The organism is Flavobacteriales bacterium (assembly GCA_021739695.1).
Taxonomy (GTDB): domain Bacteria; phylum Bacteroidota; class Bacteroidia; order UBA10329; family UBA10329; genus UBA10329.
In genome coordinates this window covers 32,425-46,358 of record JAIPBM010000003.1, presented here as the reverse complement: position 1 = coordinate 46,358, position 13,934 = coordinate 32,425, and the positions used below count along the sequence as shown (strand labels likewise).

Genomic DNA, 13,934 nt, shown 5'->3' with positions numbered 1-13,934 from the left:
TCAGAAATGATTTCGGGTTTTTTGTTGCCTTCATTTTGCCTTCCTCCAACCAATGTTGTAACCTACACCAAGCCTTGCAAGTCCCGTAGAACGGATTTCTATTGTTGATTCGGTCTCGCGATACGTGGTCCAATCTAATACCACGCCTACACTGAAATCGGTATACATGTAAAATCGATTTCCCATTTGGTAATCAAAACCTAAACCAATAAGGTTTTCGAGTAAGTAAACATAAGTGGGGGATCGGTATTTGTCTGAAGCTTCATCATACACTTCAGGGAATCGCTTTCCCATGTTGTGAACGGATAGAACATCGTAATAACCGAAATATAGGTTGAAATCATTCTTTCGCTCGTTTGGGTAATATTTGTAACCTAGATAAGTGGTGAGTATTCCAGAACCATCTTTCCAAACATCGTAGATCTTCATTCCGAGGCCTGCGTCAATTTTATGGCCACCACGGTAAACGGAAAAAGTTGGCCCTAGTACCAGGCCTGACGATGAACCAATGAAACCAGCTTCAATAGAGTAGTAGTTGGTATAGTGATCATATGCTTCTTGTGCCTTAACCGAAACGGAAAATAGAATGGACAATATGAAAAAAGCCGTGGTTTTCATGATTGATATAATAGATAACTCAACATATCGCAGTGGGTTGTCTATCGTTCGATTACTTTTTGGTAGGCCAAGTAATAATCTGGCTATTTATAGATGGTTGAGTTGAACAGCCACAAAGACATTTACAGTTTGAGTATTTGAATTGGCTTTGAAGGTCTTATAAAAGCAGGGCGCTGAATAACCATATTTGAACAGGCTGGAAATTTGGCAGACTACATTCATCTTGGCTAATACCGTAATAATATTGCTCTGGTTAATGATTACAGGACTTGGGTTGGCAACTCACCCAATCATCCCACGTTCATTATGTTGAAAACTTGATTGACCAAAACAAAGGTCATCAAGTTTCAATTAGCGTAATTCATGCCAGCAAAAGACAACCCCATTCTTGATGAGACCAATGTTTAGGACATACACTATAAAATTCTTATTCTCTTTTATCCTGTTAAGTTCATTCGTACTTGTTGCTAAAGCCCAGTCCCCGACCTGCGATATTCCAGGTATCATGGCGACATTTCAAGGGGCGGGTTACGTTCCACTTAACGTGCAAGGACAGCCTTGTAGTTTATATTTCGTAAATCCAGCTTCTCAATCCGCTGCACAATCTCAGGCAAATGCGGCAACCTTAGGTGCCAATTTGGTTGTAATGAATGATGCTGCAGAAAATGCAAACGTATCTGCTGCTTTAGACGCCAGCGCCTATAATGGAGCTACAGTGTGGATAGGGTATCAACGTAGCGGAGCAGGCGCAGCCACCTTTTTCGCTAGCGATGGCACAACAGGTCCATTTGTGCCCAACGCAAGTCCAACAATTTACCAGAATTGGGCAGGAGGAGAACCGAATGACAATGGATTTGGCGATACGGACATTTTTGGAGGGTGTGATTCTGACTGTCAAAACGGGGAGCAATGTGTTCAAATTTATGCTGGTGGACAGTGGAATGACCTTAGTTGCAGTGACAATAGTATTTCGGTTATCGAAGTCAACTTATGCCCAGAGATCAGCGTTGTGGCAAGTGCGAATAACGTGTGTGCAGGTAACCCTGTAACCTTGACGGCATCGACACTTCTTGGTTCTGTTCCGTATCAATATGCGTGGTCTACGAATCAATTCACGGCAGCCATCACTGTTAGCCCAGCGGTTACAAGCACTTACGATGTTGGAGTCACTGATAGATATTCATGCAGCGCCACGGAATCGGTTACTGTTGATATCCTTCCTGGACCGTCAGCGACTTTTGATGCTGGTGGTTCTGCTGTTTGCATTGGTGCACCAGCAACCATAACCTATACTGGAAATGCTGCTGCAAACGCCACGTACGCATGGAACTTCGGAACCGGAGTTGTGGTCAGTGGCAGCGGTCAGGGGCCATATCAGGTTGGTTGGGCCGCATCAGGACAGCAAACGGTTACGCTTCAAGTAACCGAGAATGGATGTACATCTCCTGTGGAAACTCTGAACGTAACGGTATCTCCTTCGCCCATAGCCGACTTTACATTTACAACTGTTTGCGAGGGAAATCCAACGGATTTCACCAATACTTCGAATGGAAATGGGGGTGTTATTCTTGGAAGTGCTTGGGTTCCGATGCCTGGTGATACGATCATATCAACAGATGCTTCATATACGTTTCCTTCATCTGGAACTTTTCCTGTTTCACTTGGGGTTTTAACTGTTGATGGTTGTGTTGATCAAACCACGCTTCAGGTAACAGTTAACCCTGGCCCGACAGCAGTTTTCAGTTCAACAGATGTTACCTGCAATGGTGCCTGCGATGGAACTGCTGACGTGGTTGTTCAAGGTGGCGCTGCTCCGGTAACAGTTACGTGGTCCACAGGAGCTATTGGTAATAGTATCACCAACTTATGTCCTGGACCATATGCTGGAACCGTATCAGATGCAAATGGATGCGTTATTTCTGGTCAAGTCGATATTATTGAACCAACGTTACTTACCGTTTCAGTGAACGTAACTGAAACATCTTGCCCTGGCTTGAGTGATGGAACAGCGGTTGACGTGACAGCGGGAGGAACACCTCCATATGTGGTTGATTGGGCAGGCGAAGATCCGAATGCGCTTTTGGCTGGAAATTATTCTGTGACAGTAACTGACGCAAACGGATGTACAGCAACATCACCATTCGTTATTGTAGATGGGGCTGGTTTAAGCATGAATTTCATCATTACGGATAATATTTGTTTTGGAGGAAGCGATGGTGCCGCCTCACTGACTGTAACTAACGGCCTGGCCCCGTATGATATCGTTTGGACTGATGCGTTCCTTACGCCAATTCAAGTAAATCCTGGAACCGCAGGGACCGCATCGATCACTGGGTTAATTGCCGCTACATATAACGTTGTAACCCAAGATGCAACTGGATGTGCTGCTGGTGCAACAATAACCATCACACAACCCGCTCAACCTTTACCTATGACGCTCACTCCTCAGGATCTGAGTTGCTTTGAAAGTGGCGATGGTGAGATAGTAGCTTCACAGGGCGGGCTTTCGCCTTTCCAATATGTATTGTCAGATGCTTTTGGAGCCTTGGTGGAAACTGCATCAAATACGGGTGCCAACACTTTTCAAGGACTTGATATTGGAATCTATTTTGTGGATATAACTGATGCCAATGGATGCACAACCACAGATGCTGTCGAGTTGTTCGAACCTGTACTTTTGGATGCTCAATCTGCGGTTACGCCTATTTCGTGCTATTTGGGATCAGATGGGGTTATTGCCATAACACAGATCACGGGAGGAACGACTCCTTATGCTGCCGTTGTTTGGGACGACCCGAACTCCCAAATCGGTAGTGCTGCCACAGATCTTTCTGTAGGTACGTATACAGCAACGATTACGGATGCAAATGGATGCAAGATTGTGCAGACTTTCACCCTAACTCAACCACCAGCATTAACCTTGCTACCTAGCTATTTGACAGATACGTGCGGACAAGGACTAGGTGCAGCAGTGATAAATGTTCAACTTGGTACACCGCCATATACTTATCTGTGGAAGCCAGATAGTATTTCAACCGCAGTTCATTACGATCTAGGTGCTGGTTCCTATGAAGTTGTAGTGACTGACCTCAACGGGTGTAAGGATTCCACTTTCGTTGATGTTGCTGATGACCTGCCTTATCCAACTGGTGCGTTCGAGTACCGAATTCAAGGCGAAAATTTGCTTGATCAAGAAGTTCAATTCATCAATAATTCCATTGGAACTTCTCAATGGACCTGGAATTTTGGCGATGGGGACTCATCGAATGAAGAAGATCCAAAGCATCATTATGACCGAGCTGGAGATTACTTGGTTCAGCTGCTTGCTTCTAATGGTTATTGCTACGATACGACCTATCAGTATGTGAATATTGACCCAATGCTCTTGCTCTACATTCCCAATGCATTTACGCCTGGAATCAATGGAAAGAATGACTTTTTCTTTCCGCAAGGAGAAGGAATTGAGGAGGAGAGCTACGATATGTTCATCTACGATCGTTGGGGCAAGTTGATCTGGCAAACTGGAAAATTCCAGAAAAAGTGGGATGGAACGAATATGTTCTCATTGAAGGAAGTTCCAGTTGGAACTTACGTTTATCTTATCACTTTCAGGGAGTATGCTGACCTTGACCGTCACGTTTACAAAGGAATTGTAACGCTGATAAGGGATTGATGGCTTAATTAGGTGTCAACCCTTCGTAAAGCACTGTCATTACAGAATCGTCCACTTCGTTGATGTACTGAACTCCAGTATTCTTATCGATTGAACAGAATTTAATCCAAAGAGCACTGCTTGACTTTTCAGTTATGCTGAGTTCGAACGGTTTTTCGGTGTATTGCTCTATGAAGAGGAATTTAGCCTTGGGATTCAAGTCCTTGATCTGCTGCATCATTCCTTCAAAATCCGACAGAACCTGATTTTTAGGCATGGCAAATCCTTTCGTAAATCCATCTTGCCACCGTTTTCTTTTTTCAAATTCGTTCAATACAACGGTAATAAATACCACAGGCTTTCGGTCATGCATCAACTGCTTCCATCTGGCTACACATCGTTCAAGAAATTGAAGGTCTGAGGCAGACGATGCAGGATTTCGATGACCGAACATCGTTTCGTGATAACGTTTATGTCCTGCATCCATTCCATGCGGGATAAGTTGGTCCTTATCCAGAAAAGCCTTGAAATCGTCATTCAAGATATCCATTATGATGGCTGGTGTAGCAAAAACCCAATCGAAAGGGTAGGAGGCACGCTTAATTCCGGTAGACTTTAAGTACCATGATGCGTTGCAATTTTGCCCGAGGCCAATGTTTTCATGTTCGGTAGTACCACACCAGTCACTGATTTCCGATTTGACCTCTTCTGCGCGCTCAAGGAAAACCAATTTCTCCACATCGGAACACACTACTTGCTTGTGTACGAGCTTCCAAAGTTGGTGAATACCTTTATTAAGCAACGATTTCATTATTCTTGCGAACTGAAAAACAAAGGTACATGAACGACTGCGTAGAAATCAAGGAAAGTCCTATTCACGGTAAAGGAGTTTTTGCCAAACGAGCTATTGCTGAAGGCGAAATATTGGCAGTAAGTCATGTTACGCTACTACATCATAATGAGGAATTGCCAGAACTGATTGCAACACTGGAATTTCCATGGAGTGAAGAATATTATGCGCTATGCCTGAGCGATGTAGGAAGCTTTTTTAATCACGATAAAGACTTCAGTGCCAAGGTGCTTCATCAAGACGAGGAAAAACTGACTCAGACCTTTGTGGCCACTCGAAATATTGCTGAGGGAGAAGAAGTCATGATCTATTACAATGATGACTTTCAGGAATTCATAGAAAACTGACGCGAAACTTGATCCGATCAACGATGCAAGGTGACCACACCATTGTATTGGTGGTCGTGGCCACGCCAGTCAATGATGTAAAATCTGTATACATAGGTGCCTTGTTGTACCTGTTTTCCTTTGTAAGTGCCGTCCCAATGGTAGGTGTCTTTGTTTGATTCAAAGATTAATTCTCCCCACCGGTCATAGACGTACATCGCGTAAGAGACATATCCTTCGCCTATACCGAAAAAGTCGTCATTGATCCGATCAGCATCTGGAGTAAAGGAGTTTGGAATATAAAAGGTGTATATAGGTTCGACCTTCACCTCGTAGCCGATCGTATCCAAACAACCGTATTGCGTTTCTACCATGAGCGTAATAGGATAGGTTCCGATTTCGCCATAGGTATGTTGCGGGTTCTGATCAGCAGAAAATGATCCATCACCAAAATTCCAATCCAAGATGGTCACATTTTCTGATGAAAGGTCGGTGAATAGAAATTTAGGGTCGAGGATGCTTTTGACGTCTTCATCTACCGAAAACAACGCATCTGGTTTTGGATAAACGCTTATGTAATTCGGTCGGAAAATGTCGGAAACACAGCCATTACCAGAAGTGACCTGTAGCGAAATGCTGTATTGTGCAATGTCCAAAGGGTCGATTTCCGGGTCGTAGATCAGAAATGGATTTGGGACAGAAGCAATGGAGGAATCGGTCCCCAGGTTCCATTCCCATCCAGCAAGGAAGTAGGGAGCTGGAATAGTCGTGCCATCTATAAATTGAACTTGTAGTGGCTGGCAACCTTCGAAAGGTGATGAGGTGAAATCGACATTCGGTAGTGGATAGATTTCGACCACATGCGTTACATTTCCACTGCAACCGTGGTTGGTTGTCACAGATAATTGTACGTTATAAAGATCGGCATCCTGATAGACATGAAATCCATTTTGAGTTGTAATCGAAGAGTTGTCATCCAAGTTCCAATTCCAGGCATTGATCACATCGTCCGTAACTGGAGCAATAGTGGATTCATCTGTGAAGAAAATCGTGTCTTCCAAGCATGTTGCTAATCCAGTTGGAAAGGCAGCCACAGGCAATGGATGAACTACAGCATCGCCAGCCATATATGTGCTTTTACATCCTGGCGCGTTACTAACCTGAAGTTCTGCTGAGAACGTTCCAGGCATTCCAAAATCCATGGATGGACTTTGAAGATTGCTCGTTTGATTATCGCTGAATATCCAGTCCCAACTGGTGATGGGATAGGTTCCATTCGGATCTGACAGATCTGTAAACTGAATTTCAAGCGGATAGCACACGCTATCGAACGAGAATTCGGCAACTGGAACAGGGTAGATCTCTATCACATCCTCTAGCGTGTCGGAGCAGCCAAAACCCGATGACACGATTAACGAAACAGGATACAGATTATCGGAAGGATAGCTTTGATACGTGGTCAGTTGCGTTGATGCAGTATTTCCATTCCCAAAGCTCCATTGCCAGTTATTGATACTTCCAGAAGGAATGCTTGAAAGATCTACGAATTGCACCGAATCATCTTCACAAATGTTGTTGAAATTGAAATCGGCCGTTGGTAGGTCATACACATTCGTCATGATGCTCGAGGTGTCATCACAACCATCTTGCGTGGTAAGTATGAGTTGAAGCGTGTAAGTTCCAGAAGTAGCGTATTGATACTGTGCTGGAACTGCGTTCAAAACGGGCGAATTATCTCCTAAGTCAAATTCCCATGTGTCCAGAATTCCTGGAGCAATGACAAAGCTATGATCTAATATTTGCACCGCTGCATCTGCACATACTTCAGTTGCGCTAAAATCTGCCACAGGATTGGGATAGGAAACGAGCTGAAACGTAGTGTCGGACACGCAGCCTTCATCACTTGTGGCAGTAAACTGAACGGTATAAGTGTTGGGCAACTGATAGATATGGATTGGAGCAACACTGGCAGAAGTAGAATTATCTCCAAAATCCCAGTCGTATTGACTGATGATTCCACTGGATATGGAAGAATTGTTTACAAACTGAACGTTATCAAGTGTGCATTCCGCTTGGACAGAAACGTCAACAATTGGGCTTGGATAAACATTGACAACGGCTGAAGAAGTATCCTTGCATCCATCGGCACTTGTAATTATCATCTCCACATTGTAACTGTTTTCGGCAGCGTAGAAGTTGGATGGATCTGATTGTGAAGACGTATTCAGGTCACCGAAATCCCACTCGTAGGTAGTAATGTTTCCAGGAGTGTTGATGGTTGATTCATCTGTGAAAACCGTTGGGTCGCCCAAACAGCCAGGTACGAAACTGAAGTCGGCCACTGGTTTGGGGTAGACCGTGACGTCAGTTTGGTAATTGGCCACGCAATTAATATCTGTGGTGATGGTCAATTCGACCGTATATGTCCCATCCGAAACGTACGTGTGAGTAGCATCCTGAGCAGTTGAAGTAGTGTTGTCGCCAAAATCCCACTGCCAATCAATAATAGAACCTGAAGCAACACTTGACTGATCAGTAAATGACACATCAGCCGGAAAACACACGTTAGTGGTAACGAAATCGGCAGTAGGAAAATCGGGTGCTGCTACTTCAATATCAATCGATTCGCACTGGCTTCCCATTGTGTAAACTACAGTGTAATTCCCCACACCGGCCATTCCTGCTGGCACACTATAGTCTGCAGTGGTCTGACCCACGATGGCAATGCCTTCCTTATACCATTGCCATGTTCCACCAGCACTATCGGATACAGCATGTAGAGCAATATCGTTGTCGCAATATTGCCCACTCAGCGAGACGCTAAGCACTTCAAATTCATCGGTTGAGACCAATGTTAGGTCGTCCATATAATAATAGGTTCGAGCGTCACCGCTGCCGCATGCACCTCCAAGTACAAGAGCGTTAATGTCGATGCTTGGGGTGAACGTCACCGTGATCGCTTCCCAACCCAATGGTCCGCCAATGGTGGTCTGCCCCAACTGAATCCAACCACCGATTCCTACTGGACAATCGTTGCTATTGAACGGAAGGTCGCCACAATTGGGAGTTCCATAGAAGGTAAGATCAAGGGCAGGACTGTTGTTGGTATAACCCATGTAAAAGCTCAGGTCGTAAGTCTGACCGGCAACCATAGTGGAAGTGAGGCAAGCACCAACATATTCTTGCCAACCGCTCATGTTGATGAATCCAACAAAACCATTACCGTCTGGAGGTGGAAGGCTTGCACCTCCATCGAAACTGCTGCCAGCCGTGCCGCAGGTATTCCAATAATCAGAAGTGGGATTGGAAGCTTGGATCCAAGTATCAGCGCAGTTCAAGGCAGAATATCCGCTAGGGCAACAACTTCTGTCTTCGAATGAACTGTTAGGAATCAATGAAGAAGCGTTGGTTGAACCACCGAAACCGGTGCAAACGCACTCGTCATCGTTCAGGTCAATCAATCCATCTCCGTCATCGTCTATGGCATTATTGCAGATTTCTTGTCCGAACGAATTAATCGCAATCCCAAGGGTGAGAACCAACAAAATGTGCCGAATCAATCTAGATGGCCAAAGTTGTCGGTCAGCGGATGATATGGGGTTGTTGCTGAGCACGTCCAGTAAGCACCGAAGTTAGGAATCTGAAGCAAATTCCCTATCGGAACATCACAATTACAAACGGCAACGCATGGTTGAGGTTGTCTACTAGAAAGAAGAACTCATTTAGCGATGAAGCGTTACGTGCCCATCATACTGATGATCGTCTGATTGCCAATCGATGATGTAGAACCGATAAACGTACGTTCCTTGTTCAACCTGCTTGCCTTTGTAGGTGCCATCCCAATGATGATCAGCGTTGTTCGATTCGAATATCATTTCTCCCCAACGGTCGTAAATGAACATTGAATAGGAATTAAATCCTTCTCCCTGACCGAAGAACTCATCGTTGATGCCATCAGCATCTGGCGTAAAGGAATTTGGAATGTAGAAGGTGAAAACAGGTTCAACTTTCACTTCAAGTCCAAAGGTGTCTTTACAGCCAAATTGAGTTTCCACAATAAGCCCAATGGGATAGGTTCCAACTGCTTGATACCGATGAGTGGGGTCTTGTTCGCTTGAGTAAGTTCCATCTCCAAAGCTCCAATCCCACTGTGTCACGTTCTCAGTTGAAAGATCAGTGAGTTCAAATTGCGGCTTGATGATGTTGTTGACCTTTGGACTTACGGTGAATTCGGCAACTGGCTTAGGGTAAACCGTTACGTATGCAGGCTTATAGATGCTAGAGACGCAACCGTTGGTTGATGTAACGGTAAGCCCTATATCGTATTGAGCGATATCCATCGGTTCCAACTCTGGATCATATGTCAGAAAAGGAGATGGGGAAGATGAGGTGGTTGAGTCGTTTCCGAGATACCAATCCCAAGTGGATAGGACGTAAGGGTTTGGAATGCTCGTTTGGTCGAAGAACTGAACATCCAATGGGGCACATCCTTGCGGTGGGTCTGCAATGAAATTCACAGCAGGAAGCGGATAAATTTCCACAACATGGGTCACATCGTCAGTACATCCATGATTAGTGGTTACGTCAAGCCTTACATTATAGTGGTTATGAGTGCTGTAAATATGATAGCCATTTTGTGCATTGAGTATGTTTCCATCGGCCAAATTCCATGTCCATTGATCAATTACATCATCCGTTATTGGAGTGATGGTTGATAGATCGGTGAAGAAGATGGTGTCTTCTAAACATGTGGCCATATCCGTTGGAAAATCGGCCACTGGCAGCGGATGAACCACTGCATCTCCGGCAGCAAAGAAACTCTTACAACCGGGGCCATTGCTTATTCCCAGTTCGGCTGAGAACGTTCCTGGCATTCCAAAATCCATGCTAGGCGATTGAAGTGCGCTGGTCTGGCCGTCAGAGAAGGTCCAATTCCACGAAGTGATGGCGTAACTTCCGTTGGGGTCTGAAACATCAGTAAACTGAATTTCCAGTGGAAAGCAAACGCTATCAAACAGAAACTCAGCAATAGGCACAGGATAGATCTCTATCATGTCTTGCAACGTATCAGAACATCCGAATCCGGAAGAAACGATGAGCGAAACAGGGTAGTTGTTATCTGCAGGATAGCTTTGGTAAGGAGAAACTTGTAGACTGGATGTTTGACCGTTTCCAAAATCCCAATTCCAGCCTGTGATGGCACCAGAAGAAATGGTTGATTGATCTACGAACAGAACAGAATCATCTTCGCAAATGTTAGTGAAATTGAAATCTGCCACAGGAAGATCAAACACATTCACCGTTTGTTCTACCGTGTCTTTACAGCCATCGGCAGTTGTGGCAATCAGTTCGGTGGTGTACTGCCCACTTGATGTGTAGGTGTAAATAGGGTTTTGAATGGTGGATGTGCCTGCATTATCGCCAAAATCCCAATTCCAGCCATTGATATTCGAACCAACGATAGTCGATTGATCAATGAAGGTGTTATGATCGTTCAGACATGCATCGATCGGGATGAATTCCGCGTCAGGTTTGGGATATACAGTTACATCAATGGCCGCACTGTCTTGGCAGCCAAATCCTGTTGTTACCACCAACGATGAAGTGTAGGTTCCACCTGTGGTGAAATCATGACTTGGGTTCTGAGTTGTGGCACTTGAACCATCGCCAAAATACCATTGCCAACCAGCTATGGTGCCAGATGAGACCAAAGATGCATCTGTATAATCCATCGTGATGAGCGCGCAAACGGTGGTATTGGTAAAATCTGCCACAGGCAACGGATATACTGTAATACTTTGGGTAATCACATCAGTACAAGCATGATCAGTGGTGGCTGTTAGCGTCACGTTATAAGTGCCATCCGCTCCGTAAGTGTTTGTAGGGTTCTGCACGGTTGATATGCCACCATCTCCAAAGTCCCAATCCCAAGCCGTTACTGCACCTGTAACCACTGAAGATTGATCGGTAAGCTGAAAATCGGATTGCAAACAGGCATCTGTAAAACTGAAATCGGCCACGGGCAGCGGAAACATGCCAACTTGCTGGGTTACTGAACCAATACATCCATCAGAAGTGGTAACTGTTAATTGAACATCATAGACCCCCAAATTGGAATAGGTATTTGATGGATTGAGCACCGTAGAAGTATTCCCATCACCAAAGTCCCAGGTTTGGTTGATGATGGTTCCGATGCCGATAGAAGACACGTTCCAGAAATCGGTGATATCTCCTTCGCAGGCTTCATTAAAGGTGAAATCGGCAACTGGATTTTCGTACACGGTGATGTCTTGACTTGAAGTGACCGCACAACCATCCGAAGACGTTATTTCTAAACTGACAGTATATATTCCGGAAGCGGAAAATGTGTGAGTTGGATTCTGTTGTGTTGAAGTAGTTCCATCGCCAAAATCCCAATTCCAATCTGTAATGGTGTTCGACCCAAAGGGAACTGAAGCATCGGTGAAGGGAATGGCTGTCCCATCGCATTGACTTACAAAGGTGAAATTGGAGGCTGGTGAGTTGATGATCAAGTCTACATGAGTAGAAACACAGGTTTCTTGCAACTGTTGGTCTGTATAGTAAGCCGTGGCAATCACCGTTTGATTACCAGGTCCATTGAATGTAAGAGGGGCAGACCAATCCAAGCCATTCATGGTTGTAGCCAATGGCGATCCTTGGAAATTACCAGTCAGGATAACGGAATCAATAACTGCATTGTTCACATTTCCTGCGAGTGTGAATCCACAGGATTCTGCATCACCATCCACATGAGAAGTGATGAACACATTGGGATTGTTCGCCTGAAGCGGAGTGATATTGTCGAGAAGGATATACCCAAGAGGACCGCAGTTGCAGATGAAATAGATGTGTGTCCAATTTTGAGTTGGGAGGATGCTCACGTTATAAGTTTCCCATGTGTAAGCCGTTATTAAAGGCGAACTCCACATCAACTGCGTTTTCTGGCAAATGGCACTTGCGCCCCAAACTTCCATTACACAATGCTGACTGGGGTCTAACCCACCACCAGAAGCAGGTGTGGCGGCAAGATCGATCGTAAAATCGTACTGAACTCCTGCCTGCATGCTTCCGCTCAGTGCTTGCGAAGCACCTTCTTGCCAACTTGCGCTTCCGTATACAAAACCAACGTAGCTATTGCCTTCAGAGGGTGGAAGTGTTACTCCCCACGAGCCAGGTTGCGTATCTGGTGTGATGCCACAAGTGCTCCAAGGTGCAGGAGTAATGTGTGCTGCCGTTGGACCTTCAAAACCAGGATTGATCACTTCTAACGGTATGAGCTCGTTGCATTGCGAGAACACATTTCCGACAACAAGGGTCAGCAGGAACGATATGAGCAGGGGTAAGGCTCGTTTCATACTTGGTGGTCACTATGTCTGATCCATCAACCATTCGAAATTAAAGATTCTCTCTTTTATCCGATGCGTCAATGATCAAGCGATGAACAACTTATGAACGAGGCTATTCCTCGGTAGTTGTCTTTCTAAAGTTCTGAAAGTTTGAGTAGTTGGTCAGCCCGCACGCCCTTGTCTGTACTGATAACAGAACAGCATTCATTCACAGAATCATGCTGAAACATGAGGATGTAGTCCTGCGCAGCCGCTTCGTTCAAGAATTTCTCCTTTTCATCAAGGGTCAACAGCGGACGGGTATCATATCCCATCACAAAAGGAATAGGGAAGTGGCCTACTGAGGGCAAAAGGTCGGCCATGAAAACGATGGTTCTGCCTTTGTACTGGATTTTTGGAATCATCTGCGCATCGGTGTGGCCGTTGGCAAACAGAATATCAATGCCGGGAATCCAATTTCCCTCATCGCCAATGAATTTCAACTGCCCACTTTCCTGAATCGGTAGAATGTTCTCTTTCAGGAAACTGGCTTTTTCCCTTCTGTTCGGAACTGTTGCCCATTGCCAATGCCGCTCGTTGCTCCAATAGGTAGCGTTCTTAAAATTCATTTCGTAGCCAGTACGGTCGCGGTTCCAAACTACGCTGCCGCCACAATGGTCGAAATGAAGATGGGTTAGGAACACGTCTGTGATGTCATCTTTGCCGAAACCATGCTTCGCGAGGCTTTTTTCAAGCGTATCATCTCCGTGCAGATAGTAATGCTGAAGGAATTTATCGTCCTGCTTGTTTCCAATGCCGTTATCCACAAGGATCAGCCTGTTTCCATCTTGAATAAGCAAACAGCGCATGGCCCAAGTGCAGAGGTTATTCGCATCGGCCGGATTCGTCCTTTGCCACAAGGATTTAGGCACAACCCCGAACATGGCGCCACCATCCAATTTGAAATATCCTGTTTCTATACTGTAGAGTTGCATTGCTGATTGTTTTTGGCGAAGATATGGTAAAGCAGAAAAGAAGCATCCGAATCCGATTGTATGTACTCGCCTCATGTGGCAGTGAGCCAATATGTACAGCTCTTAAAATTTAACATTGCTACATGGTTTGTCCGTCTTATTTTGCAC

The 13,934-nt window shown here is 45.0% G+C and carries 7 protein-coding genes; 2 read left to right on the top strand and 5 right to left on the bottom strand.

Annotated features, from left to right (window positions below):
• Positions 1-30 precede the first annotated feature (30 nt).
• Positions 31-618: a hypothetical protein gene (locus K9J17_02450; protein MCF8275569.1), complete on the bottom strand. Its 588-nt coding sequence runs from the start codon at positions 616-618 to the stop codon at positions 31-33.
• A 505-nt stretch (positions 619-1,123) separates the two neighbouring features.
• Between K9J17_02450 and K9J17_02445 the strand changes: the two genes are divergently transcribed.
• Complete coding sequence (locus K9J17_02445) at positions 1,124-4,291, top strand: gliding motility-associated C-terminal domain-containing protein (GenBank protein MCF8275568.1); 3,168 nt, start codon at positions 1,124-1,126, stop codon at positions 4,289-4,291.
• Positions 4,292-4,295: 4 nt separating this feature from the next.
• Here K9J17_02445 and K9J17_02440 read toward each other — a convergent pair whose 3' ends face one another.
• Positions 4,296-5,081: a papain-like cysteine peptidase gene (locus K9J17_02440; GenBank protein MCF8275567.1), complete on the bottom strand. Its 786-nt coding sequence runs from the start codon at positions 5,079-5,081 to the stop codon at positions 4,296-4,298.
• 29 nt (positions 5,082-5,110) lie between these two features.
• Here K9J17_02440 and K9J17_02435 point away from each other — a divergent pair, with 29 nt between their 5' ends.
• Positions 5,111-5,467 (top strand): hypothetical protein, encoded by a 357-nt coding sequence (locus K9J17_02435; protein ID MCF8275566.1) that lies wholly within the window; start codon positions 5,111-5,113, stop codon positions 5,465-5,467.
• A gap of 17 nt (positions 5,468-5,484) precedes the next feature.
• Here the strand turns inward: K9J17_02435 and K9J17_02430 are convergent, their stop codons facing one another.
• From K9J17_02430 to K9J17_02420, 3 genes are all read right to left on the bottom strand, one after another.
• Positions 5,485-8,991: a PKD domain-containing protein gene (locus K9J17_02430; protein ID MCF8275565.1), complete on the bottom strand. Its 3,507-nt coding sequence runs from the start codon at positions 8,989-8,991 to the stop codon at positions 5,485-5,487.
• Positions 8,992-9,168: 177 nt separating this feature from the next.
• Positions 9,169-12,822 (bottom strand): PKD domain-containing protein, encoded by a 3,654-nt coding sequence (locus tag K9J17_02425; protein ID MCF8275564.1) that lies wholly within the window; start codon positions 12,820-12,822, stop codon positions 9,169-9,171.
• Positions 12,823-12,947: 125 nt separating this feature from the next.
• Positions 12,948-13,787, bottom strand: coding sequence for an MBL fold metallo-hydrolase (locus K9J17_02420; protein MCF8275563.1), 840 nt, complete (start codon positions 13,785-13,787; stop codon positions 12,948-12,950).
• Between the last annotated feature and the right edge of the window lie 147 nt (positions 13,788-13,934).